Origin of the sequence: Streptomyces sp. NPDC058663 (genome assembly GCF_042716745.1) — a bacterium.
In the GTDB taxonomy this organism is placed as follows: domain Bacteria; phylum Actinomycetota; class Actinomycetes; order Streptomycetales; family Streptomycetaceae; genus Streptomyces.
The window spans coordinates 129,336-153,942 of record NZ_JBHXRV010000002.1 but is presented as its reverse complement, the minus strand read 5'-3'; the positions used below and the strand labels follow the sequence as shown (position 1 = coordinate 153,942).

General features: G+C 70.1%; 18 protein-coding genes and 1 tRNA gene. 10 read left to right on the top strand and 9 right to left on the bottom strand.

Going from position 1 to position 24,607, the window contains the following annotated elements; translation table 11 throughout:
• Window positions 1-155 precede the first annotated feature (155 nt).
• Window positions 156-1,775 (top strand): tyrosine-type recombinase/integrase, encoded by a 1,620-nt coding sequence (locus tag ACFWVV_RS01940; protein WP_384342650.1) that lies wholly within the window; start codon window positions 156-158, stop codon window positions 1,773-1,775.
• Window positions 1,776-1,829: 54 nt separating this feature from the next.
• On the opposite strand, the gene ACFWVV_RS01935 is transcribed toward ACFWVV_RS01940, so the two are convergent.
• The 4 genes from ACFWVV_RS01935 to ACFWVV_RS01920 form a co-directional block, all read right to left on the bottom strand.
• Window positions 1,830-2,060 carry a hypothetical protein gene (locus ACFWVV_RS01935; protein WP_384342652.1) on the bottom strand — a complete coding sequence of 77 codons (231 nt, stop codon included), beginning with the start codon at window positions 2,058-2,060 and terminating at the stop codon, window positions 1,830-1,832.
• 80 nt (window positions 2,061-2,140) lie between these two features.
• Complete coding sequence (locus ACFWVV_RS01930) at window positions 2,141-3,055, bottom strand: hypothetical protein (RefSeq protein WP_384342653.1); 915 nt, start codon at window positions 3,053-3,055, stop codon at window positions 2,141-2,143.
• A gap of 181 nt (window positions 3,056-3,236) precedes the next feature.
• Window positions 3,237-3,309: transfer RNA gene (locus ACFWVV_RS01925), tRNA-Arg, on the bottom strand.
• A gap of 170 nt (window positions 3,310-3,479) precedes the next feature.
• Entirely contained in the window at window positions 3,480-4,922 is a 1,443-nt protein-coding gene (locus ACFWVV_RS01920) for a M6 family metalloprotease domain-containing protein (RefSeq protein WP_384342655.1), read from the bottom strand.
• A gap of 328 nt (window positions 4,923-5,250) precedes the next feature.
• On the opposite strand from ACFWVV_RS01920, the gene ACFWVV_RS01915 reads away from it, so the two are divergent.
• A complete protein-coding gene (locus ACFWVV_RS01915; RefSeq protein WP_384342657.1) occupies window positions 5,251-5,919 on the top strand; it encodes a TetR/AcrR family transcriptional regulator in 669 nt (222 codons plus the stop codon).
• Window positions 5,920-6,032: 113 nt separating this feature from the next.
• Window positions 6,033-7,616 (top strand): MFS transporter, encoded by a 1,584-nt coding sequence (locus ACFWVV_RS01910; protein WP_384342659.1) that lies wholly within the window; start codon window positions 6,033-6,035, stop codon window positions 7,614-7,616.
• A 218-nt stretch (window positions 7,617-7,834) separates the two neighbouring features.
• Here ACFWVV_RS01910 and ACFWVV_RS01905 read toward each other — a convergent pair whose 3' ends face one another.
• Complete coding sequence (locus ACFWVV_RS01905; RefSeq protein ID WP_384342661.1) at window positions 7,835-8,377, bottom strand: MarR family winged helix-turn-helix transcriptional regulator; 543 nt, start codon at window positions 8,375-8,377, stop codon at window positions 7,835-7,837.
• A gap of 44 nt (window positions 8,378-8,421) precedes the next feature.
• Here ACFWVV_RS01905 and ACFWVV_RS01900 point away from each other — a divergent pair, with 44 nt between their 5' ends.
• The gene (locus ACFWVV_RS01900) at window positions 8,422-9,204 is read left to right on the top strand and encodes a dioxygenase (protein WP_384342662.1); all 783 of its coding nucleotides are present in this window, start codon (window positions 8,422-8,424) and stop codon (window positions 9,202-9,204) included.
• 500 nt (window positions 9,205-9,704) lie between these two features.
• Window positions 9,705-10,718 (top strand): RNA polymerase sigma factor RpoD/SigA, encoded by a 1,014-nt coding sequence (locus tag ACFWVV_RS01895; protein WP_384342664.1) that lies wholly within the window; start codon window positions 9,705-9,707, stop codon window positions 10,716-10,718.
• A gap of 292 nt (window positions 10,719-11,010) precedes the next feature.
• Here ACFWVV_RS01895 and ACFWVV_RS01890 read toward each other — a convergent pair whose 3' ends face one another.
• On the bottom strand, window positions 11,011-11,994 hold the full coding sequence (locus tag ACFWVV_RS01890; protein WP_384342666.1) for a helix-turn-helix transcriptional regulator: 984 nt from the start codon (window positions 11,992-11,994) through the stop codon (window positions 11,011-11,013).
• A gap of 63 nt (window positions 11,995-12,057) precedes the next feature.
• Between ACFWVV_RS01890 and ACFWVV_RS01885 the strand changes: the two genes are divergently transcribed.
• The 4 genes from ACFWVV_RS01885 to ACFWVV_RS01870 all read left to right on the top strand — a co-directional run bounded on the left by ACFWVV_RS01885 (window position 12,058) and on the right by ACFWVV_RS01870 (window position 18,373).
• On the top strand, window positions 12,058-13,710 hold the full coding sequence (locus ACFWVV_RS01885) for an MFS transporter (protein ID WP_384342668.1): 1,653 nt from the start codon (window positions 12,058-12,060) through the stop codon (window positions 13,708-13,710).
• Between the two features lie 390 nt (window positions 13,711-14,100).
• On the top strand, window positions 14,101-14,862 hold the full coding sequence (locus ACFWVV_RS01880; RefSeq protein WP_384342670.1) for a DeoR/GlpR family DNA-binding transcription regulator: 762 nt from the start codon (window positions 14,101-14,103) through the stop codon (window positions 14,860-14,862).
• A 105-nt stretch (window positions 14,863-14,967) separates the two neighbouring features.
• Entirely contained in the window at window positions 14,968-15,915 is a 948-nt protein-coding gene (pfkB, locus tag ACFWVV_RS01875; protein WP_384342672.1) for a 1-phosphofructokinase, read from the top strand.
• A 253-nt stretch (window positions 15,916-16,168) separates the two neighbouring features.
• A complete protein-coding gene (locus ACFWVV_RS01870) occupies window positions 16,169-18,373 on the top strand; it encodes a fructose-specific PTS transporter subunit EIIC (protein WP_384342674.1) in 2,205 nt (734 codons plus the stop codon).
• A gap of 16 nt (window positions 18,374-18,389) precedes the next feature.
• Here ACFWVV_RS01870 and ACFWVV_RS01865 read toward each other — a convergent pair whose 3' ends face one another.
• The 3 genes from ACFWVV_RS01865 to ACFWVV_RS01855 form a co-directional block, all read right to left on the bottom strand.
• Entirely contained in the window at window positions 18,390-19,157 is a 768-nt protein-coding gene (locus tag ACFWVV_RS01865) for a DUF6227 family protein (protein WP_384342676.1), read from the bottom strand.
• 158 nt (window positions 19,158-19,315) lie between these two features.
• On the bottom strand, window positions 19,316-20,452 hold the full coding sequence (locus ACFWVV_RS01860; protein ID WP_384342678.1) for a P1 family peptidase: 1,137 nt from the start codon (window positions 20,450-20,452) through the stop codon (window positions 19,316-19,318).
• Between the two features lie 200 nt (window positions 20,453-20,652).
• Window positions 20,653-21,861, bottom strand: a complete 1,209-nt coding sequence (locus tag ACFWVV_RS01855; protein WP_384342680.1) for a low temperature requirement protein A — start codon at window positions 21,859-21,861, stop codon at window positions 20,653-20,655.
• Between the two features lie 304 nt (window positions 21,862-22,165).
• Here ACFWVV_RS01855 and pflB point away from each other — a divergent pair, with 304 nt between their 5' ends.
• Window positions 22,166-24,442 carry a formate C-acetyltransferase gene (pflB, locus tag ACFWVV_RS01850; protein ID WP_384342682.1) on the top strand — a complete coding sequence of 759 codons (2,277 nt, stop codon included), beginning with the start codon at window positions 22,166-22,168 and terminating at the stop codon, window positions 24,440-24,442.
• Window positions 24,443-24,607 lie beyond the last annotated feature (165 nt).

The window sequence follows — 24,607 nt, the reverse complement described above, 5'->3', positions numbered from 1 at the left end:
CCCGAACGACGAACACCAGAAGAAACAGACATAAGTGGGCACATCCCTCTTCCCCGCGCCCCTGGCCAGAAGCCTACGGCGACCAAGGAAGCGCCACCTCCGCTACAGAAAGATCAAGACACGTAAGGACAACCCAGCTCACCAGGGGGAGACTCGTGGCTTTCGACGGCAGCACCTACAAGCGATGCAAGTGCACCGCACTACGACTCGACGTCGACGGCAAGCCCGTGCTCCACACCAACGGCACCCCCAAGACCTACGAACTCGGCTCCGCATGCCCCAACCTCGACACCCGCGGCCACGGGTCCTGGTACTACTACGTCAAACTCCCCGACGGCCCCCGCGGTGAACGCCGACGCCCCCGCAAAGGCGGCTTCGTCACGCAGAAAGATGCCCAGACCGCCGCCCAGAAGCTCTGGGACATCGAATCCGCCGGCGTCGATACCTCCTCGAAAGAGACCGTCGCCGAATACCTGCACCGCTGGCACAGGAAGCGCGTCGACCTCAAGCGCGGCACCAGCGACGACTACAAGGACTACATCGACCGCGTTTTCATCCCCGCCCTCGGCCACCTCAAGCTGATCGACCTGCGTACCGAGCACATCCAGGCGATGTTCGAGGACATCTGGGCATACAACGAGGTCAAGGCCGCCAACCGGCTCACCGCCCAACACGCCGAAGCTGAAGCGAAAGCAGCCCACGCCGCCTGGAAAGCAGCCCCCAAGCCGCGCCCCCACCACTACCGCCAACGCTGGGACGCCGCCCGCGCCGCACTCAAGGAAGCCCGCGCCCAACCCCGCCAGGACACCGGCCCCGGACGGCAGAAGAAGTACCTCGATACCCTCTCCGGCGCCCTCGCCCACGCTGTCCGGGAGAAGTCGATCACCGAGAACTGGTGCGACGAGGTCATTCTCCCCAAGTACGAAAAGCCGGAACCGCTCGTATGGACCGACGCCCGCGTCGCACGGTGGCGCGAGACCGGCGAGATCCCCGGCCCCGTCATGGTCTGGACCCCCCAGCAGATCGGCGAGTTCCTCGACGCCGCCGTCCACCACATCCTCTACCCGATGTGGCACATCATGGCCTTCCGCGCCCCCAGACGCGGCGAAGCCGTTGGCCTGCCCTGGGCGGAGACGGACATGGTCGAGGGCTACATCGAGATCGTGGAGACCATAGCCACCGGCGGCAACACCTACGGGTCCTACGAAGACACCCCCAAGAGCCGAGCCAGCAAGCGTGGCCTCAAGCTCGACTCCGCCTCGCACGCCCTCCTCCTCGCCTGGCGCGACGTCCAGCAGGAACAACGCTGGGAGTGGGAAGCCAAGCACCGCGAGGACCCTGAGAAGTACGGGCCCTACGTCGACAGCGGCAAGGTCTTCACCATGGCTGACGGGCACCCCTGGAACCCCCGCAACGTCAGCCAGGCATTCATCCGCCTCATCAAGCGCCTCGGCCTCCCGCCCATCCGCCTCCACGACCTCCGCCACTGCGCCGCATCCCTCAGTCTCGCCGCCGGCCTCTCCATGAAAGCCATCCAGGCACTCCTGGGGCACTCCTCCTACTCCCTCACCGCGGACACGTACACCTCCCTCATGCCGCAGTTCGAGAAGGAAGCCGCCGACGCAGCTCTCGGCCTCGTCCCGCGCGCAGGGCAGGCACCCGCGCCCGAGCCCCCCACTCCCGACCCGGACAAGACCCGAGCTGAGGCGAAAAACCAGGAGCCCCCCGCTCTCGCCCTCGTCCCCGACCAGCCGTCCTCGGCCCGAGCAGCCTGAACAACGAAGAGGAGGGGCCCGCACCGTGCGGGCCCCTCCTCAACGCTCAAACGATCACCGGCGGCGTTTCACCCACGCCACAGCGCCGGCGGCCAGTGGGGCCAGCACGGCACCCACCACGTGGTCGGCCACGATCGGCCCTAGGAACTCCGCCGATGCCTGTACTGCGGCACCAAGTTCCTCCTGGTGAACGCCCAGGGCGTAGCCGCAGATCAGCGCGGCGAACACCGCCACCGGCCACGGCGGACCATCGTTTTCGGCACGGCATAAGGGCATACTGCCCATGACTGCTCCTCTCTGTTGGTGAGCGGGTGGTCCCGCCGGGCCCTTGCCTCCGTCGAAAGTCGCTTGGGCCCGGCGGAGTTCTATGTGCGTCGAACTTTGCCGACGGTTGCCTCCAGAGCCTCCAACCGGCGCAGGATCTCGCCGAGTTGTGCGTCCACGGTGGCGTGCTCCTCGGGGTGAGGAGGAGCGGATTCGTTCCTGATCAACTTCCAGGCCTCGGCCTCGGCCACGGAGCGTGGCGGGTGCGAGCCAGGTAGATCCGGTTGTTGAACGTCCGTTGAGTCAGTCGGGTAGCTGCATTCATGGGGGTAGACCCCGTGATGCCCTCCGAAGATTTGCGGGGCCTGGGTGGGCACCATGACCACCACCGCCTCCGCGTCTGCTAGCGAGCGAGCCATATTCAGCGCAAGATGACTCTTCCCCTCTCCAGGGGCCGCCGTGATGACTAGCTGGCCTGATGCGGCACTCAAGGCAATACGACGTGCCATCTCCGCCCCCCAAGAGCGGTCTGGGTCCTCCCCCGCGGCCGAGGGCACAGGAGACCCCGACACGACTGTCCCGTCTCGTCGCTCTGAGACGTCTCCTTGAGCCGATGTCGAAGCCGTGGAGGGATCATCCGCTGAGAAGTCCTCCATGGCCAGACGTTTCCACGGGTACGGGGCGTATTCGACTACCCGTCGGATCTTCTCCCACGCTCGGGTCTGCCGATTGCGGGCACTGGCGAGGGCAAACGCAACGCGTGTTGGGCGGCGGTTCCCCTCGTTGACGAACCTGCTGTGAGCGGCTTGCCGAGTTACACCCAACACGGCACCGATCTCATCCCACTTCGTCCCGCGGGCCCTCTCGCTGTCGACGGCCGACTGCAAGGCTTCAGCAGAGAGCTCGGTGAGTAGTTGTGCCAGCAGTAGCCCGCGATGCTCCCTGGCCTTGCCCGCATCTCTAAGGCGCTCCTCCAGTTCCGAGAACCTGGACTCCGTGGGAACCCGCTTCACCATGTCTGGCCTCCTTGCGCCAGTGTCAAGGATGGGCGTCGCCTCTGTCAGGGGAATCCGACAAAAAGAGATTGTCGAACAGCGGTGAACGGGCTGTCCCCCGCCTGTCCCCCGGAGGGACAAGAAGGGCCCCCGGGGAGATCCCCAGAGGCCCTTCTTGGTGCATATTGCCTGGTCAAACTTGTGCCCCCGGCAGGATTCGAACCTGCGACACCAGCTTTAGGAGAGCTGTGCTCTATCCCCTGAGCTACGGAGGCCGGTCTTGCGGGAACGTGGCGGGGCTCCGGAGGGAGGGATCCCGTACGCAGTGCAAGATCGTGGGCTGCTGCTGTGAGCGGCCCAGCACAGCCTAGCGGATGAGGCGGGCGCAACGGGATGGGGTTGTCCGCCGGTGGGTCAGGACCGCTGTCAGGGGGGCGGGTGCCGGTCAGGAGCGGGTGATGCGGATCCGGTGGTTGCCGGTGCGGGCGTCCCGGCCCGTGACGTCGATGCGTACGCCGCTCGCGCGGTCGGTGAACGACGTACCGGGGACGAACGGGGCGTCGGAGAGCTCCAGATGAACGTTGGGGCGCCGCGTGCAGCCCCCGCTGTCGCGCTCGCTGTCGGCGACGGTGATGGGACCGTTGCCGGTGTCCACGTCGGCGTCCACGCGGTAAATGAGCACGCCCGGCTTGCACACGGCGTCGTCGTTGCCCGCCTGGGTGCGCACCTCGACCGCGTAGCCCGAGGTGGCGGAGAGCGGTACGAAGGCCAGCTTGCGGCCGTGGGTGCGGGCGGCCAGCGGGGACAGGGTGAGATCGGTTTTGCCGCGCCGGGCGGCGCAGCCGACCTGGCGGGTGTCGAGCCAGCCCAGCTTCCACTTGTGCCAGCCCAGCAGGTCGTTGTTGGCCCCCCAGTCCTCGGACATGATGTCCCAGTGGCCGACCGCTCCGCCGCCGTCCGAGGTGTAGAGGTCGGGCAGGCCGAAGACGTGGCCGTTCTCGTGCGGCAGGACGCGGAAACCGGTCTCCGGGTAGCTGCCCGAGCCGTCGTCCTGCCGGCTGTAGACGAACGAGGTGTTGGCGAGCGGGACGCCGTCCGCGACCGGGGCCTCGCTGTTGCCGGAGAAGGTCACCGACAGGACGGTGTCCAGGGCGGAGGGGCCCGCGTTCGGCGTGACCAGGATGTTCACGAGGTCGTACGCGGAGAAGTCGACCTTGGGGTCGGCGAGCGACACGATGTCCTGCACCAGCTTCTGGTAGCCCGGCTCGAAGGGGGCGCCGCGCTCTATCCCGTAGCCCGCGAAGGGCAGTGGCATGCGCAGCCAGTCGGTGAGCGGCGCCTCCGGCACGTACCGCAGACGGCCGTAACTGCTGGCGTCGAACCAGGCGGCGGTCTGCGGCGCGAACTCCTGGAACCGGTCGAGTGCACGGCCCTGGCCCACGGCGTCCGGGAAGTCGATCATCAGGTTGAGGGCGCGCACCTCGCCGGTGGAGCGCGTGTAGCCGGCCGGCGTCGGCATCCCCTCCGACATCTGCACGCCGCGGGAGCCCGTGATGCGGCACGGCTGCACCGCCGCCTCCAGCGCCTCCGTCGAACCGGGCGGCCCCGCGGGCTCCGGCCGCACCCGTACGGCACCCGCACCCTCGGCGGTCCGCAGGGTCCTGGAGGGCCCCGACGAGGCGTGCCGGGGGTCGCCGAGCGGAGTGCTCGCACTGGCGACGACCGTGAGGGCGAGGGAGGCCAGGGTGGCGAGGGTGAGGGTACGGCGCGGGGTACGGCCGATCCGGAGACGGCCGGGGCCGTGGGGGCAGCCGGGGCCCGCCTGAGGGCCGCCGGAACCGGGGTGGGGGCCGCCGGATATCCCGGGGCGGGGGCGCGGCTGCTGCATGGAATATCGCCTTCCGCTCCACGCAGCCCTGTCCGTTCCGTCCCGGACAGTCCTGACTGCTCCTCTTCGCTCACCCTCCGGTGAGGCGTGGAGGGGCGCGCGGTGGGTGGGCCGAAGGTGGGTTTCCTTGTGATTCAGGTCACATAGAGGAAGGTGGGTCAGGCGGAAATAAACGGGGAGCGTCTCCCCGTTTGCAAGGGAGTCCGCAACAAACGGGGAACTCGTCCCCGGTTCGGACGGGCTGCCCTGTCTGGACGGGGAACTCGTCCCCGGTTCGGACGGACCGCCCCGTCCCCGTACGGGAACGGCAGAGGAAGGGAGAGTCGTGGTGACCAGCGAATCCGATACGTCCGTCGCGGAGCGGCGCGCCCCGCGCCCGCGAGCCGACGCGCTGCGCAACCGGGAGCGCATCGTCACGGCGGCGCGCGAGATGTTCGTCGAGCACGGCCCCGACGTACCCCTCGATGAGATCGCCCGGCGAGCGGTCGTCGGAAACGCCACGCTCTACCGGAACTTCCCCGACCGCAAAGACCTGATCCATGAGGTGGTGGTGTCGGTCCTGACCCGCACCGCCGAGCGCGCGGAGGCGGCCGTCCTTGAGGTCGCCGAGGAACGCGGGGACCCCTTCGGGGCCCTGCGGCGCTTCGTCCACGAGGCCGCCGACGAGAGGATCGGCGCACTGTGCCCCATGCTCTCCGAGGGCTTCGACATGGAGCACGCGGACCTGCTGGCCGGGCGCGAGCGCCTGGAAGTGGCCATCGATGACCTGATGGGCCGCGCCCGGCGGGCCGGCCGGCTCCGTACCGACGTCGCCGTCGGGGACCTCATGGTCGCGCTGTCCCAGCTCACCCGACCGCTGCCCGGCAGCGGCTGCATGAACTTCGACCAGTTCGTCCACCGCCACCTCCAGCTGTTCCTCGACGGGCTGGAAGCACCCGCACGCTCCGAGCTGCCCGGCAGCGCGGCGACCCTGCAAGACCTCCGCCGACCTCAGTGACCCCTTGAGTAAGAGCAAGAGCAAGAGCAAGCAGTAACGCGTACCGGCAGTGCCCCTCGGATGCCGCTCAATGTCCCTTTTCCTACCTTTCGCACCCCTAGGTGGCTACCTCCATGCCTGAAACAGACCTCCCCCTGTCGAAGCGGGGCGGCGCGATACCCGGCCCCGCGGCCGTGGCCGCGCCCGACCCCAACCGCTGGAAGGCACTCGTCTTCATCGCGGTCGCCCAGCTGATGGTGGTCCTCGACGCGACCATCGTGAACATCGCCCTGCCGTCCGCCCAGAGCGACCTCGGCATCTCCGACGCCAACCGGCAGTGGGTCATCACCGCCTACGCCCTCGCCTTCGGCGGGCTGCTGCTCTTCGGCGGTCGCCTCGCCGACCTGTGGGGCCGCAAGCGCGTCTTCGTCATCGGCCTGATCGGCTTCGCCGCCGCCTCCGCACTGGGCGGTGCTGCGACGGGCGAGGCCATGATGCTCGGCTCGCGCGCCCTCCAGGGTGTCTTCGGCGCCCTCCTGGCACCGGCCGCGCTCTCGCTCCTCGCCGTGACCTTCACCGACGTGAAGGAGCGCGCCAAGGCGTTCGGCATCTTCGGCGCCATCGCGGGCGGCGGCGGTGCGGTCGGCCTGATCCTCGGCGGCTTCCTCACCGAGTACCTGGACTGGCGCTGGACGTTCTACGTCAACATCCCCTTCGCGGTGGTCGCCGCCGTGGGCGCGTACTTCTTCATCCGCGAACCGGCCGGCGGCCGCAACCGCTCGCCGCTCGACATTCCTGGCGTGGTCCTCTCCACCCTCGGCCTGGTGGCCCTCGTGTACGGCTTCACGCGTGCCGAGACCGACGGCTGGACCGCCGGTATGACCCTGGGCATGTTCGCCGCCGCGGTCCTGCTCCTCGGTGCCTTCGTGGCCACCGAGGCCCGTGTGAAGAACCCGCTGCTGCCGCTGCGCGTCCTGCTGGAGCGCAACCGGGGCGGGGTCTACCTCTCGCTGGGGCTCGCCGTCATCGCGATGTTCGGCCTGTTCCTGTTCCTCACGTACTACCTCCAGGCCATCAAGGGCTACTCGCCCGTCATGACCGGCTTCGCGTTCCTGCCCATGATCGCGGGCATGATCACGGGCTCCACCCAGATCGGTGCCCGGCTGATGACCCGGGTGCCGCCGCGTCTGCTGATGGGCCCGGGCTTCCTGGTGGCGGCGACCGGCATGCTGCTGCTCACCCAGCTGGAGACCGGCTCCTCGTACGCGGGTCTGATCCTGCCCGCGCAGCTGCTGCTCGGACTCGGCATGGGTACGGCGTTCATGCCGGCCATGTCGCTGGCCACGCACGGCATCGAGCCGCGCGACGCGGGCGTCGCCTCCGCCATGGTGAACACCTCGCAGCAGGTCGGCGGCGCCATCGGCACCGCGCTGCTGAGCACCGTCGCGGTGAGCGCCACCCGGGACTACGCACTGACCCACGCCGGTGACGGGCTGCCCGCACAGCTGCTCGGGGCGCAGGCGGCCGTCCACGGATACGCCAGTGCCATCTGGTGGGCCGTCGGCATCCTGGTGGTCTCGGCGGGTATCGCCTTCACGCTGATCACAGCGGGCAAGCCGGGCATGACCACGGTGTCCTCGGGTGAGGGCCGCGGCCAGGGCCGGACCGGGAGCCAGGGCTCCGAGGACGAGGTGAGGATCCCCGTCATCGCGCACTGACCGTTGCCCGTCTGCCCGTCTGCCCGTCTGCCCGTCTGCCCGTCGCGTACTGATCCGCGGGGCAGTGCCTGCAACGCCGCCCCGGTTCCGCTGCCGTCCGCAGCGGTGCCGGGGCGGTGTGCTGTCCGGGACCGTGTGGTGCCTTGCTTGAAGCGATGCGGCGTCCCGCCCGGATCCGCGCGGCGCCCTGCTGCGCCCGCGGAAACGGGTTGTACGTGTCACCGCAGCCAGGGCAGGTCCGCGCCCGTGCCCGTCGGCTCCAGTCCCTCGGCGATGGTGCGCATGATCTCGCCGAGCTGGCGCACCTGCTCCTCGGTCAGCCGGTCGAACATCGCCCTGCGGACGAGTTCCACGTGGTCCGGCGCAGCAGTCCTCAGCACCTCGTAACCCTCGTCCGTGAGGATCGCGTTCTGGCCGCGCTTGTCGGAGGGGCAGTCCTGGCGGCGCACCCAGCCGTTCTTCTCCAGGCGGGCGATCGCGTGCGAGAGCCGGGAGCGGGTGATCTTCGCGTTCTTCGCCAGCTCGGTCATCCGCAGTCTGCGGGCTGGAGCCTGGGCGAGCTGGACGAGCAGCCCGTAGTACATGTGCGGCATGCCCGCGTCGCGCTGCAGCTGACGGTCGAGGGTGTCGTCGAGGAGGGTGGTCGCATGGATGTACGCGCGCCAGACGCGCTGCTCCTCGTCAGTGAGCCAGCGGGGCTGCACGACGGCGGCGCTGTCCGTTGCCCCGGTGCCGCGAGCTGCCTTCTTTCGTGTGCTCATGCTCTCCACTGTAAAGCCCCTCATTGAAAGTTAAACTAGAGTGCATGACATCCCTCTCCGCGCGCATGCCCGCGCTCTACCTCAGCCACGGTGCCCCGCCGCTCGCCGATGATCCCCTGTGGCCGGGCCAGCTCGCCGCCTGGTCGGCCGACCTGCCCCGGCCACGCGCGATTCTCATCGTCTCCGCCCACTGGGAGGAGGCGCCGCTGGCCCTCGGCGCCACCACGACGGTCCCGCTCGTCCACGACTTCTGGGGCTTCCCCGAGCACTACTACGCGGTGCGGTATGCCGCGCCGGGTGCCCCTGAACTGGGGGATTCCGTGCGGAAGCTGTTGCGGGGGGCCGGGCTGCCCGTCCAGGACGTACCGGACCGGGGGCTGGATCACGGGGCGTACGTACCGCTGGTGGAGATGTTCCCGGAGGCGGACGTTCCGGTGCTCCAGGTGTCGATGCCGACACTGGACCCGCAGCGCCTCATGGACATCGGGCGCAGGCTGGCGCCGCTGCGGGACGAAGGCGTGCTGATCGTCGGCAGCGGCTTCTTCACGCACAACCTGGCGCCCCTCCGGCACGCCGGTCCCGGCGTGCCGTCCTGGTCGGCCGAGTTCGACGACTGGGGACGGCGGGCGCTGGCCGCTGCCGACGTGGACGCGCTGCTCGACTTCGCGCACAAGTCCCCGGCGGGCGCGCTCGCCCACCCGCGCACCGAGCACTTTGCCCCGCTGTTCGTGACGCTCGGGGCGGCCGAGGGCGAGCTCGGCAGCGCGCGCAGTGTGATCGACGGGTTCTGGATGGGGCTGGCGAAGCGGTCGGTGCAGTTCGGCTGAGTGCCGGTCGGCACCGGCCGCGCGAGTTCCGGTTCTCGAGTGCTGCGTGCTGCGTGCTGCGTGCTGCGTGCGCTCGCGAAGCGGGCAGTCCCGATCACTGCATAGAGGGATGCTTCGGGCGGAGCGGTCATCCTGAGCAACCTTGCGGCACCTTGTGCCGTCTTGAGGAGCGAAGGAGGGGCTACCTACACCCGAGGGGTGCGAAACGGGGCCGCTCGGAGAGTGAAGGACGTCTCACCCGTGAAGTGGCCATAAAGGCCACCGACACGCTGTCGTCCTCCCTCAAAACCCGGCCTGACCTGCAATTTCATGGTGATTTGGCCCAAGATTCCGCCCTGGCGGAGCGACAGGGTACTGCAAGATCACGAAATTGAGGGCGACCGAGGGGAATTCTGTCCGGATTCCAGCCGTTGGATCCAGTGGAAGCGGGGAACCCGAAAGAAGTCCCGGCAGCCACAGCAACACCACACGCGACCTACTCACGCAAGGGAGCACCAAGCATGGCAACCCGTGCCGTCGCCCGTCGGTCCTCGACCGGATCGACCCGGGCAAGCAGCGTTCGCGCCGTAGGCGGGGAGATCGCCGACCGCGACCTGGTCGGCATGTACCTCGACGAGATCGCACGGACGCCACTGCTCGACGCAGCCAAGGAAGTCGAACTGTCCCAGACCATCGAGGCCGGTGTGTACGCACGCCAGATCCTCGACGGCGAGGCGGTGTCCCCGCAGGCGGGCGACTCCAAGAAGGCCGGTGCCGCTTCCCGCGAGGAGCTGGAAGCGCTGTACGAGGCGGGGGAGCGCGCCAAGGACCTGTTCATCCGGTCCAACCTGCGCCTCGTCGTCGCCGTGGCCCGCCGCTACCCGCGCAGCGGTCTGCCGCTGCTCGACCTGATCCAGGAGGGGAACGCCGGCCTGGTCCGCGCCGTCGAGAAGTTCGACTACGCCAAGGGCTTCAAGTTCTCCACGTACGCGACCTGGTGGATCCGTCAGGCCATCACCCGCTCCATCGCCGACCAGTCCCGCACCATCCGCCTGCCCGTCCACCTGGTGGAGGAGCTGGGCCGGATCCGGCGCGTGCAGCGCGAGTTCAACCGGGAGAACGGGCGGGATCCCGAGCACGAGGAGATCGCCCGCGAGCTGGACACCAAGACCCAGCGCGTCAGCGACGTACTGGACTGGGCACGCGACCCGGTCTCGCTCAACATGCCGGTCGACGACGGCGGCGAGACCCAGTTCGGAGACCTCCTCGAGGACACCTCGGCGATCTCGCCCGAGCAGTCGGTGCTCTCCATGCTGCGCAGCGAGGAGCTGGAGGACCTGATCGGCAAGCTGGACCAGCGCACCGCCTCCATCATCCGCATGCGGTACGGAATCGAGGACGGCCGGGAGCGCACGCTGACCGAGGTCGGCAAGCAGCACGGGCTGACCCGCGAGCGGATCCGGCAGATAGAGAAGCACGCGCTGCTGGAGCTGAAGAAGATGGCCCACGACACGGGCTTCGACGCGGCGGCGTAACCGGCCGTCGGAACCGGGTGGCGCCGGTACGCCGGTAGCAGCGGCGCGTCCTCCCCGGGAAGCGGCCCCGGCGCCCACCCCCGGCGCCGGGCCCCCGTCAACGTGTCGGCGGACCCCGCCTTGCCCGTGGGACAGGGGCAACGCTTGCATGGAGCGAACGTACGCGCGTGGGGAGCGGGCGTGCGGGCCGGAGCACACGTACGGGCTCACGTAGCGGACGTGCGGGCGCAGTCGGCGGCGTGAGCGGAGCCAGGGGCCGGCGATCACCCCCCCCGCACGCGGATCGCCGGCGTCACTCCTCCCGCGCAGTGACCGCCCGCCCGACCCGCCCCCCGAGCGAGGTCAGGTATTCGACCAGCTCCTCGGGTTCCTGGACCGCGAACTCGCAGCCCACCATGGCCAGTCGGACCCCCACCCACTCCAGGGAATCCCCGAGGCTCGCCTCCAGTCGGCAGGCCTGATCGCCGGTCGGCGCCGGCGCCCCCAGCGAGGCCGGCAGGCGCGGTGCCACGAACTCGGCGGGCGCCTCGAACGTCACCACCAGGCGGAACGGCTCCTTCCGTCCGTTTCCCAGCGCCTGCATCGACTGCCGCAGGAAATCGGCGGCATTGCCCGTCGGCAGCCCGCGCGGCGTGAACCGCGCCCCCGTGGCGAACGGCTCGCTCACCCGGTCCACGCGGAAGGTCCGCCAGTCCTCGCGATCGATGTCGTAGGCGACGAGGTACCACCGGCGCCCGGTGCTGACCAGCCGGTACGGCTCCACCAGGCGCTTGCTCGCCGTACCGTCGCCCGCCCGGTAGCCGAACCGCAGGCGTTCGTGCCCGGTCGCCGCCCCCGCCATGACGGTCAGCGTCTGCGGATCGATACTCGCCCCGTCGCCGTTGGTCAGCGGGATCGTCGCGGCCTGGAGCGAGGAGACCTGGTGGCGCAGCCGGGAGGGCAGCACCTGTTCCAGCTTGGCCAGCGCCCTGACAGACGCCTCCTCGATGCCTTCGACGGCGTGTCCGGCGCCGGCCCGCAGCCCGACCGCGATGGCCACCGCCTCCTCGTCGTCGAGTACCAGTGGCGGCATCGCCTTGCCCGCGACCAGCCGGTACCCGCCTTCGGCGCCCATCGAGGCCTGCACCGGATAGCCGAGGTCACGGAGCCGGTCGATGTCCCTGCGTACCGTGCGGCGGGAGACCTCCAGCCGCACCGCGAGTTCGCTGCCCGGCCATTCGCGGGGCGTCTGGAGCAGTGAGAGCAATTGCAGCAGCCGTGCCGGTGTGTCCGTCATGTCACTCAGGATGACGCCGAAGTGGGCCACAGTGTGTCCTATATGAGGACTAACGTCTTCGACATGACTTCAGCACCCCCGTCGGGGACATCCTCCGGGACCCAGATAGCCGCCGCGCCCGGAACCGGGCCGGAGCCGGCGCCCACCGACCGGCGCCGCTGGTTCGCGCTGGCGATCGTGATGACCGCCGCCTTCATGGACCTGGTCGACGTCACCATCGTCAACATCGCGATCCCCAGCATCCAGGGCAGCCTGGGCGCCACCTTCAGCGCGATTCAGTGGATCACCGCCGGGTACGCGCTCGCGTTCGCCGCCGGACTGATCACGGGTGGCCGACTCGGTGACATCTACGGCCGCAAACGCCTGTTCCTGATCGGTATGGGTGGCTTCACGGTCGCCTCCGCGCTCTGCGGATTCGCCGCCAACCCGGACGTCCTGGTCGCGTCCCGCATCCTCCAGGGTGCGACGGCCGCGCTGATGGTCCCGCAGGTGCTGTCGATCGTGCACGCCACCTTCCCCGCGCACGAGCGCGGCAAGGTCTTCGGACTGTTCGGCGCGATCGTCGGCCTCGGCGCGGTGACCGGGCCGCTGCTCGGCGCCCTGCTCACGGAATGGAACCTCTTCGGGCTGGAATGGCGCCCGATCTTCCTGATCAACCTGCCCGTCGGCATTGCCGGGCTACTGCTGGGGCGCAAGTACATCACCGAGTCCAAGGCGCCGCGCGCACTGCGTCTGGACCTGCCGGGCGTGGTGCTGGTCACCCTCGCCCTGCTCGCGCTGATCTACCCGCTGACCCGTGGCCGTGAGCTGGACTGGCCGGCCTGGGGCTACGTGTCGATGGGCTGCAGCCTGCTGGTGCTCGCCGTGTTCGTCGCGTACGAGAAGTACAAGACGCGGCGGGACGGCTCGCCGCTGGTGGAACTGTCGCTGTTCCGGGTCAAGAGCTTCGCCGCCGGCATCGCGGTACAGCTCACCTTCGGTGTCTTCACCGGCATCTTCTTCATGGTGTGGACCCTGTACATGCAGATCGGGCTCGGCTGGAGCGCACTGCGTGCGGGCGTCACCGGCATCCCGTTCTCGATCGCGGTGTCGGTGGCGGCGGGCATCTCGGTGCAGAAACTGGTGCCGCGCTTCGGCCGCAAGGTGCTGCAGACCGGTGCGCTGACGATGGCGGCCGGCCTGCTGCTCTACATCTGGGAGGCCAAGCACTTCGGTGCGGAGATCACCTCCTGGCAGATGGCGCTGCCGCTGATCGTGATGGGCCTCGGTATGGGCCTGATCGTGGCGCCGCTGACGGACGCGGTGCTGTCCGAGGTGCCCAAGGAGCACGCGGGCTCGGCCTCCGGGCTGATCAACACCACCGGACAGACGGGCAATGCGTTCGGCATCGGCCTGGTGTCGGTCGTCTTCTTCGGAATTGTCGACAACCGGATCGAGGCCGCGCACGGGGCGCCGGCTGCCGTCGGCGGGGCGTACGTCGAAGCGTTCCAGAGTGCGCTGGGCTGGACGGTAGCGGTGCTGCTCGCGATCTTCCTGCTGATGTTCGCGCTGCCGAAGAAGGCGGCGGGGCACGGTGCGCCCGAGGGCGGCGGGATGGCGGGGAGCGTTGGCGGGTCCGGGCCCGCGTCCGGCGAGGGGACCGGGGCCGGTGGGGCGGCTGCGGGCGGTGCGGCTGCGCTCGGCGGCGTACAGAAGGAGTCCGCGGTGACGGTGTGACCGCCGTGGAACCCGGGGCCCCGCAGGTCAGGGACAGGTGGAGCCCGGGGCCCAGTAGTCCAGTAGTGCAGTAGTGCAGTAGTGCAGTAGTGCAGGAGCCTCGGACGGCCGAGGTGCCGAAGTCGAGAGCCTGTCCCCGTGCAGCTGAGTGCGGGGGCAGGCTCTTCGGCGTGCTGGGGCGGGTGGGCGTCCATCCATGCGCGCGGCTGTGGGCGGGTTGCCTGCGTGGCAGCGTGCGTGGTGACCCGCTGGCGGCCGTGGTGACTCGCACGAAAGGGGCCAAAGTCCGTCTGTGCCCGAAGTGGGTCCGGTTGTGTTTACTTGCCTGGCTCCTGGGCGTACTCTCGAGGGAAAACCACAGGTTCGGGCATCGATCGGACGTAAAGCCACATGTACGCACCGGAGCGCCAGCAGGAAATCCTCCGTCTCGCGCGGGACGGCGGCCGGGTCGACGTCCTGTCCCTCGCCGACACCTTCCAGGTCACCGCCGAAACCATCCGCCGCGACCTCAAGGCACTCGACCGGGCCGGTCTGCTGCGCCGGGTGCACGGCGGGGCGATCCCGGCGGGCCGCCTCGACTTCGAACCCGACCTCGCCGAGCGCGAGTCCACCGCAGCGGACGAGAAGGACCGCATCGCGCGGGCGGCGGTCGCCGAACTGCCCGACGAGGGAAGCGTGGTGTTCGACGCGGGTTCCACCGCGGCACGGCTCGCGGCCGGAGTCCCGTTGGAGAGCGCGCTCACCGTCGTCACCCACTCGCTGCCCGCCGCCGCCCGCCTCGCCGACCACCCGGGCATCGACCTCCACCTCGTCGGCGGCCGGGTACGGCACCGTACGAGGGCCGCCGTCGATGCCTGGGCGCTGCGGGCGTACGGAGAGATCCGCGCCGACGTCGTCTTCCTCGGCACCAACGGCTTCTCGCTCGCGCACGGCCTGACCACCCCCGACCTCGCCGAAGCAGCCGTCAAGCGGGCCGTGGTGGCGGCCGGCCGACGGGTGGTGCTGCTTGCGGACTCCGCGAAGCACGGGCAGGAGCACTTCGCCCGCTTCGGGGACCTCACCGACATCGATCTGCTCATCACGGACACCGGCCTCAACCCTGGGGACGAAGCGGCCCTCCTGGCCGCGGGCATCGAGGTGCTGTGTGTCTGACGACCCACCCCGTCCCGGCCCGGGCGGGCCGCAGCGCCCCGGAGTTCCCCGCGGACACAGAACCCGCAGGGCCACCACCCGCACCACCTCACGAATGAGCCGACGATGATCCTGACCGTCACCCCCAACCCCAGCCTCGACCGGACCTACGAGGTCCCCGAACTGATGCGCGGCGAAGTCCTGCGGGCCACCACCGACCGCATGGATCCCGGCGGCAAGGGCGTCAACGTCTCGCGTGCCGTGTCCGCTGCCGGTCACCGCACCGTCGCGGTCCTCCCGCTGGGCGGGGCCCCCGGCGCCCTCGTCGCGGAACTCCTCGCCGCCGAAGGCATCGAGGTCGCTCCGGTACGGGTGTCCGGGCAGACCCGCTCCAACATCAGCATCGCCGAGCCCGACGGGACCCTCACCAAGGTCAACGCGACCGGACCCGAACTCACCCCCACCGAGTCCGAGGCCCTGCTGACCGCCGTACGCGCCCACTCGGCCGACACCGACTGGATCGCCTGCTGCGGCAGCCTCCCGCGCGGCCTCTCCCCGCAGTGGTACGCCGACCTGGTGGCCCGCGCACACGATGCGGGCGCCCGCATCGCACTCGACACCTCGGGCCCCTCGCTCATCGCCGCCCTGAGGGAACGGCCCGACGTGGTCAAGCCGAACGCGGAGGAACTGGCCGAAGCCGTCGGCCGCCCCCTCCGGACGATCGGCGACGCCGTCGAGGCGGCCGAGGAACTGCGCACGCTCGGCGCCAGGACCGTACTCGCCAGCCTGGGTGCCGACGGTCAGCTCCTGGTGTCCGCCGAAGGCGTGCACTTCGCGTCCGCCACTGTCGACGCCGTACGGAGCAACGTCGGCGCGGGCGACGCCTCACTCGCCGGATTCCTGGCGGCGGGCGGCGAGGGCCCCGACGCGCTCGCCTCCGCCGTCGCGCACGGGGCGGCCGCCGTACAGCTGCCCGGCAGCGTGATGCCCACCCCGTCCGACCTGGACCCGGCGGCGGTCACCGTTACCGCCGACGTACCGCTGGACCGCGTCCTGACGGAACCGGCGGCATGAAGGCCACGACCGGCGGCGCGCCGCTCCCTCAGCCCGCAACAACCGCCATAGCCGCAGCACCTGCAACACCGGCTGCGCCCGCAGCACCTGCAGCACCCGCTACATCTGCAACACCCGCTGTGCTCGCTGCACCTGCAACACCCGCCGTGCCCGCTGTACCCACAGAGCCCGCGCTGCCCACGGCATGCGCAGAACCGTTTTCCCCTGCTGCCCCCGCCGTATCTGCCCTCACATCCGTGCGAAGGAGCCCGCGATGAGCCAGATGATCACCGCGGACCTGGTCGACCTCGACCTGGCCGCTGACACCAAACAGGAGGCGGCCCGCCTCCTCGCGACCCGGATGGTGGCGCTCGGGCGGGTGACGGACCTGGACGGGTTCCTCGCCGACGTGGCTGCGCGCGAGGCGCAGATGCCGACCGGCCTGGAAGGCGGCATCGGCATCCCGCACTGCCGCAGCACCCACGTCACGGAACCCACCCTGGCATTCGGCCGCAGCGCCGCCGGTGTCGACTTCGGCGCCTCGGACGGGCCCGCCGACCTGATCTTCCTGATCGCCGCCCCGGCCGGCGCGGACGACGCCCACCTGACGATCCTCTCCAGCCTGGCCAGGCAGCTGATGAACGCGGAGTTCACCACCGCACTGCGCGCCGCGGGCACTCCGGAGGAGGTCGCCGCGATGATCAGCGGCGACGAGCCCCAGACAGCCCCGGACCAGACAGCCCCGGACCAGACAGCCCCGGACCAGACAGCCCCGGCCCACACCGCCCCACGCCAGACTGCCCCACGCCAGGCCGCCCCGGTCTCGGCCGAGCCCGGTGAGAGGCCGGTCGGAAACCCTGCCGGAAGTCCGGCCGGGAGCTCCGAGGGGAGTCCTGACGGGAGCCCGGGCGAGAACGTGGCCACAAGCCCTGCCCGCCCCCTCTTCCGTATCGTCGCCGTCACCTCCTGCCCCACCGGCATCGCGCACACCTACATGGCGGCCGAAGCCCTCGAACAGGCCGGCAACGACGCCGGGGTGCAGCTCACCGTCGAACCGCAGGGCTCCTCCGGCTTCACCCGCCTCGACCCGGAGGTCGTCGCCGCAGCCGACGCGGTGATCTTCGCGCACGACGTGCCGGTGCGGGACCGCGAACGGTTTGCGGGCAAGCCGACCGTCGACGTCGGTGTGAAGGCGGGCATCAACCGCCCGCACGAACTGATCGCCGAGGCCAGGGAGAAGGCCGCCCGCGGCGAGACCACCACGTCCGCACCCAAGGGCACGCCCGTCGAGGAAGCCGGCGAGGCGGGGGAGGGCTACGGCGCGAAACTGCGCACGTGGCTGATGAGCGGCGTGAGCTACATGGTGCCGTTCGTCGCCGCAGGCGGTCTGCTGATCGCGCTCGGCTTCGCGATCGGTGGTTACCAGGTCGACAAAGCGCCTTCCGTGATCGAGCACTTCGCCTGGGCGGACCACACCAGCTGGGCCGCCCTGATGTTCCAGATCGGCGGGCTCGCCTTCGCCTTCCTAGTACCTGTGCTGGCCGGTTACATCGCGTACGGCATGGCCGACCGTCCTGGACTCGTGCCCGGCTTCGTCGGCGGCTCGATCGCCGTCGCGATCAAGGCAGGCTTCCTCGGCGGACTGGCCGCCGGTCTGATCGCCGGCGCCGTGGTGATGGCGATCCAGCGGGTGCGCGTACCCGCTGCGCTGAGCGGGATCATGCCGGTGGTGGTGATCCCACTGATCTCCTCGATCGTCGTTGGCTTCCTGATGTTCCTGGTGATCGGCGAGCCGATCGCCAAGCTGCAGACGGCGCTCACCGACTGGCTGTCCGGACTGTCCGGCAGCAACGCGATCATCCTCGGCATCGTCCTGGGCCTCATGATGTGCTTCGACATGGGCGGCCCGTTCAACAAGGTGGCCTACACCTTTGCGGTCGGCGGGCTCGCCAACCCCAACGACGGCAGCCTCAAGGTGATGGCCGCCGTCATGGCCGCGGGCATGGTCCCGCCGCTGGCGATGGCGCTTGCCACCAGCGTGCGCGGCAGGCTCTTCACCCGTACCGAACGGGAGAACGGCAAGGCGGCCTGGGTGCTCGGTGCCTCGTTCATCACCGAGGGCGCGATCCCGTTCGCGGCGGCGGACCCGCTGCGCGTCATCCCCGCCGCGATGGCGGGCGGCGCGGTGACCGGCGGACTGTCCATGGCGTTCGGCAGCACCCTGCGCGCCCCGCACGGCGGCATCTTCGTGATCCCGCTGATCGGCAACCCGTGGCTCTACCTGGTGTCGATCGTCGCCGGCACCGTGGTCGGCGCGGCCCTCGTCGTCCTGTTCAAGGGAATGCGCAGGAAGCCGACGGCCGCCGCCCCGACGCAGGCCGAGGCGGCGGACAAGACGCACGCCGAGACTGCGGACAAGACCCGGGCCGCGGCTACGGCTGCCGCTGCGGACAAGGCTCAGGCCGTCACCACGGTCTGAGCCGGCAGGACCCCCCTCAGCACACCCGCCCGCGCAGCTCCATCGCTTCGCGGGCGGTGTGCTGTGCCTCGTACACCTCGCACATGTGCCGCCCGTCCGGGGTCGCCGTGTGCTCGACCTCCCACAGGCTGGCCTCGCTGCCGTCCATCAGCAGGAACGCGTGCTCGTACAGCGTGAAGCCCACCTCTCTGCCCTTGCTGCGGTACTGCCGTCCGCAGACCTGCGTGATCTCGTGGGCGAGCGCGTCCGCGAGCCGCCGGGCCGTCTCGGGGCCCGGCCGGTCCGCGTTCTCCGCGCGCCGCAGCACCCGGCGCGCATGATCGGCCGACCGGTCGGGGACGAACGCGCGCCGGGCCTCCCTGCGGGGCTGGGCGAGCAGCTCCGCCATGGCGTCGGGGACGTCCGCGTACTCCGGGAAGAGCGGCAGGTCGTCGGCGCGGGAACCCGGCACACCGGGCAGCCGGCCGGCGGCCAGCCTGGCCTCGCCGATGCCGGTGTACAGCTCGTGCTCGACGCGGCGGTCGCGGCCCGCGTTGTGCACCAGCTCCCAGAGGGTGAGGGAGGAGCCGTCGGTAAGCAGGAACGTGTGCCGGTACAGAGAGCGGCGCAGCCCCGCGCTGTGGTGCGAGGAGCGCAGCGAGGAGCTGTGCGCCAACGCCGATGCGAGCCGCTCGACGGTCTCGTCGGGCAGGTCGAAGGAGTTCAGCGCACGGCCCAGGAGCACCCCGAGGTGATCCTCGGGCGTAGCGAGGCCGTCGCTCTCGTACTCGTCCGAATCGTTCAAGGGCTTCTCCAGGCCATTGCCGCGCGTCACACTTCCTGCACTCAAAGTAGCCAATGGGTCTGACATCGCGCCCCGGTTTGGTGAAAACGAAGGACGCCGTACGGGAGGTTCCCGCAAATCGCCCCGGAATTCGCCGGGTTCGGGCCCATCCGGAAGGCTCACCCCGAAACCGGAGGCTCCGCATACAGGTCCCGGTAGGCGGGGAACACCCCGCCGGGCCCGTCGACGCCCGCCGCCGCCCGCACCGCCTTCACGATCGCCCTGGTCACCACGTCCGCACCAGCCGCCAGTACCTCGTTCAGGGCCCCGGCCGCCCACAGGGCGGCGAATGCCGGATCCGGCCCGTCCGGCTCCCCGGCACCCAGCGCCACCGCGCCCGTGGACAGCGCGAACACCGTGTCCCCGTCGGTGAGCAGGTGCACGGGCCGCAGGGCGCGCGCGAATCCGTCGTGCGAGGTCCCGGCGAGCTTCTGCGCCTGCGCGCGGGTGAGTTCCGCATCCGTGGCGACCACAGCCAAGGTGGTGTTCAACGGGGGGCGTACGGAACCTGCGTACCGGCGCGTGGACTCCTCGTGCGCCTCCCGGGTGCGCCGCAGAGCCTCCTGGTGCACCTCCTCGTGCGGGTAGGCGACCCGCCCCTGGAAGTACTCCCCGTACAGCACCCCGGTCAGCGGATCGACCGCCGAACCCACCGCGTTCACCACCACCAGGGCCGCCACCGTGACCCCCGCCGCCGGCCCTGCGGACAACCGCACGCTCGCGGTGCCCACCCCGCCCTTGAGGCCGCCCACCACCGCACCCGTACCCGCGCCGACCGATCCCTGCGCGAGGGGCGCGCCCCGGGCCGTACGGGCGGCCGCGGCCACCGCGGCACGTCCCGTCGCGGCATCCGGCCTGGCCCGCCAGTCGCCGCCGCGCCCCAGGTCGAACAGGCATGCCGCCGGCACCACGGGCACCACCTGGGCGGGATCCGGGCCGATCCTGAAGCCGCGCCGCTGCTCCTCCAGCCAGCCGGTGACTCCGGAGGCGGAGTCGAGCCCGTAGGCGCTGCCGCCGGTCAGTACGACGGCGTCGGTGCGCTGCACCAGGTTGCGCGGGTCCAGGGCGTCGGTCTCCCGGGTGCCGGGGCCCCCGCCCCGTACGTCCACCGCGGCGACCGCACCGCCCTCGGGGGCGAGGACGACGGTGGTGCCTGTCAGGGCGTCCATTCGCTCCACGCGCGCGTGGCCGACCCGCAGGCCGTCCACATCGGTCAGCGCGTCGTTCGGTCCGGGCTTCGCGGTGAGGTCTGCCATGGGAACCTGCGTATCACGCGGCAGGGCGGACGGCACAGGCTTCGTACCGCCCCGGCCACGGGATCCGGCCGGCGCCGCAGGCCTGGTGCCGCCCGGGTACGGGATCCGGCCGACGGCACGGGCCTCGTACCGCCCGGGTACGGGATGCGGCGGACGGCACAGGCTTGGTACCGCCCGGCACGGATGCGGCCGACGTGGCGTCAGGTCAGCCGGGGCTTGCGCAGGGTGTCGGACTCGGGCCGGGCGGACAGCACGGTGCCGACCGTCACCGCCACCGCCATCACGAGGCCCGCCGCCAGCACTCCCCAGGTGCCGAGGAAGGTGCAGGCGAGGACGACGGCCACGGTGACCGGCATCAGCGCCTTCTCGGCGGTGTCCCGCTTGAAGTGCCTGGCCTGCAGGTACCAGCCGGTGAGCAGGAACAGAGCCGTCGGGATCGTCACGGCCGCTGTCGCCGCCACGGGGGAGAGGTGGGCCTTGCCCGTCACCTGTTCGACGGCGACCTCGATGCCCGCGCCGATCGCCGCCGCCGAGCCCAGGATGAACAGGTGCCCGTATCCCCACTGCAGGGCCCGTTTCATGGACGTGAGCCGCTCCTGGGCGGGGTTGGCGAAGTAGATCCACCAGACGGCGAAGACGATCAGCAGTCCGCCGCCCGCGATCGACAGCAGTTCTCCGAGGTGGTCGTGCTCGTCCAGGCCCTCCTGGACGGCGATGGTCGCGGCGGTCAGTGACTCGCCGAGCACGATGATGGTGAACAGTCCGTACCGCTCGGCGATGTGGTGCGGGTGCCAGGTGGACCTGAAGTTCCTCTCCGCGATCGGCGGCACGCTCAGCTCGGCGAGCGCCAGCACCAGGAAGAGGTACGGTCGTACGTCCGCGGGCACGAAGAGCACCGTGATCCAGCCGAGTTGCACGATGACGAGCCCGGCGGCGTACTTCAGCGCCATGGACCGCTCCGCGCCGGTGTTGTGCCGGGCCGCCCGCAGCCACTGACAGGTCATCGACAGGCGCATCACCACGTATCCGGCGATGGCGACGGACCAGTTGCCGTGGTCGAAGGCGCGCGGCACCCCGGCCGCCAGCACCAGGACACCCGCGATCTGCACCAGCACGGCGACCCGGTAGAACACGTCGTCGTTGTCGTAGGCCGAGGCGAACCAGGTGAAGTTCATCCACGCCCACCAGATGGCGAAGAAGACGAAGAAGTAGCCGAGCAGCCCCGACGCGACGTGCCCCTCGGCAAGGGCGTGCACCAGCCGGACCCCGGCCTGGGCGACTGCGACGACGAAGCACAGGTCGAAGAACAGCTCCAGCGGGGTGGCGGCGCGGTGCCCCTCGTCCGGGCGGCGCGCGGTCATCCGGCGCAGCATGCCGTGGCCCGTGGGCGCGGTCGTTGACTCGCTCATACGTACACGAGAGCAGAAGTGGCCACGGAACGCGCGCGGAGCACCACGCACAGTGCACGGAGGCGCTTGCCGCCGAGAACTTTGTGAACGTATTCACAAGAGAACTAATGACTTTGGTCCTCGGTGAATTCGCAGGTCAGCGCCCTGAATCCGGCTTCCCTGAAGAGAAGGTCGGGACGAATGGTCCGCTGTTGAGGACCATTGCGGCCCGTCGGGGGCTCCGTACAGGAGTGGAATGAAGTCAGCGGAGTTCACGGCGCAGCGCAGGCGCCCAGCGAGCGTCCCCCGAGCGAAAGGTGTGGTCATGACGGCGACCCAGGCGGAGACAACGGCCGGTACGCAAGCGGGCGAGGCCCTGACGGCCTGGGACGGTTTCAGGGGCGGACCGTGGTGCGACGCGGTGGACGTCCGCGACTTTGTGCAGCGCAACTACACGCCCTACGCGGGCGACGCGGCATTCCTCGCAGGCCCCACCGAGCGCACCACCGCCGTATGGCAGAAGCTCCTGTCGATGTTCCCCGAGGAGATCAGCAAGGGCGTCCACGACGTCGACGTGAAGACCCCCTCGCGCATCGACGCCTTCGCCCCCGGCTTCATCGACGCGGACAAGGACCTCATCGTCGGCCTCCAGACCGATGCCCCGCTGAAGCGGGCGATCATGCCCAACGGCGGCTGGCGGATGGTGGAAAGCGCCCTCCACGCGTACGGCTACGAAGCCGACCCCGAGGTCCGCGACATCTACACCCACCTGCGCAAGACCCACAACGAGGGCGTCTTCGACGCGTACACCCCCGAAATCCGCGCCTGCCGGTCCTCCGGCATCATCACCGGCCTGCCCGACGCCTACGGCCGCGGCCGCATCATCGGCGACTACCGCCGGGTCGCCCTGTACGGAGTGGACCGGCTGATCGCGGCCAAGGAGGCCGACCGGGCGCGACTGGGCGAGAGGTGGGCCACCGAGCACGTCATCCGGGACCGCGAGGAGGTCTCCGAGCAGATCAAGGCGCTGCACGAGCTCAAGAAGATGGCCGCCTCCTACGGTTACGACATCTCCGGCCCGGCGCGCACCGGCCGTGAGGCCGTCCAGTGGCTGTACTTCGCCTACCTGGCCGCCGTGAAGGAACAGAACGGTGCCGCCATGTCGATCGGCCGTATCGACAATTTCCTCGACATCTACCTGCAGCGCGATCTCGCCAAGGGCCTGATCACCGAGGAGCAGGCACAGGAGTTCATCGACGACTTCGTCATCAAGCTGCGCATCGTGCGCTTCCTGCGCACCCCCGAATACAACGAGGGCTTCTCCGGGGACCCCACCTGGGTCACCTGGTCCATGGCCGGCATCGGCGAGGACGGCCGCCCGCTGGTCTCCCGCACCACCTTCCGCGCGCTCCAGACGCTCTACAACCTCGGCCCGGCCCCCGAGCCGAACCTGACCGTCTTCTGGTCGCAGCGGCTGCCGCAGACCTTCAAGGCGTTCGCCTCGAAGGTCGCCATCGACACCTCGGCGATCCAGTTCGAGTCCGACGAGCTGATGCGCCCCAAGTACGGCGACGACACCGCGATCGCGTGCTGCGTCTCGGCGATGGCCGTCGGCAAGCAGATGCAGTTCTTCGGCGCTCGCGTCAATGTCGCCAAAGCGCTTTTGTACGCGATCAACGGCGGCCGCGACGAGAAGACCGGCAAGGTCGTCGTCCAGGGCTTCGAGCCGGTCGAAGGCGACTACCTCGACTACGAGGAAGTCGCCGGCCGCTACGACGCGATGCTCGACTGGCTGGCGAAGACGTACGTCCACGCCCTCAACGTCATCCACTACATGCACGACAAGTACGCCTACGAGCGCATCGAGATGGCCCTGCACGACCAGGAGATCCTGCGCACCATGGCGTGCGGCATCGCCGGGCTGTCGGTCGCCGCCGACTCGCTGTCCGCGATCAAGCACGCCCGGGTGAAGGTGATCCGCGACGAGACCGGACTCGCCGTCGACTACGAGATCGAGGGCGACTACCCCGCCTACGGCAACAACGACGACCGCGCGGACGACTTCGCGAGGCGCATCGTCGAGGACTTCATGCAGAAGATCCGCAAGCACCCGACGTACCGCGACGCCGTGCACACACAGTCCGTGCTCACCATCACGTCGAACGTCGTCTACGGGAAGAAGACCGGCAACACCCCGGACGGCCGGCGCTCCGGCGCGCCTTTCGCGCCCGGCGCCAACCCGATGAACGGCCGCGACGAGCACGGCTACATCGCCTCCGCCCTGTCGGTCGCGAAACTGTCGTACGACGACGCCGAGGACGGAATCTCACTGACCAACACCATCACCCCCGACGCACTGGGCCGCACCGCCGAGGAGCGCGTCCAGAACCTCTCCGGAGTCCTCGACGGCTACATGGCGAGCAACGGCTTCCACATGAACGTCAACGTGCTGGACAAGGCGACGCTCGAAGACGCCATGGAGCACCCGGAGAACTACCCGCAGCTGACCATCCGGGTCTCCGGGTACGCCGTCAACTTCGTGCGACTGACCCGCGAGCAGCAGCTCGACGTCATCAACCGCACCTTCCACGGCGCCCTCTAGCCGAACACCGCACGGCGCCCTCCGGAGCACCACGGCTCCCTCCGGAGCACCACCGCTCCGCCAGGAGCCCTCAAGCTGTACGGCGCCGGGGCCGATCCCCCCTTGACTGCACCCGGCCCCGGCGCCGTACACACCCCCTCCCGCCCCTCCTCCCAGGAGTTCCCG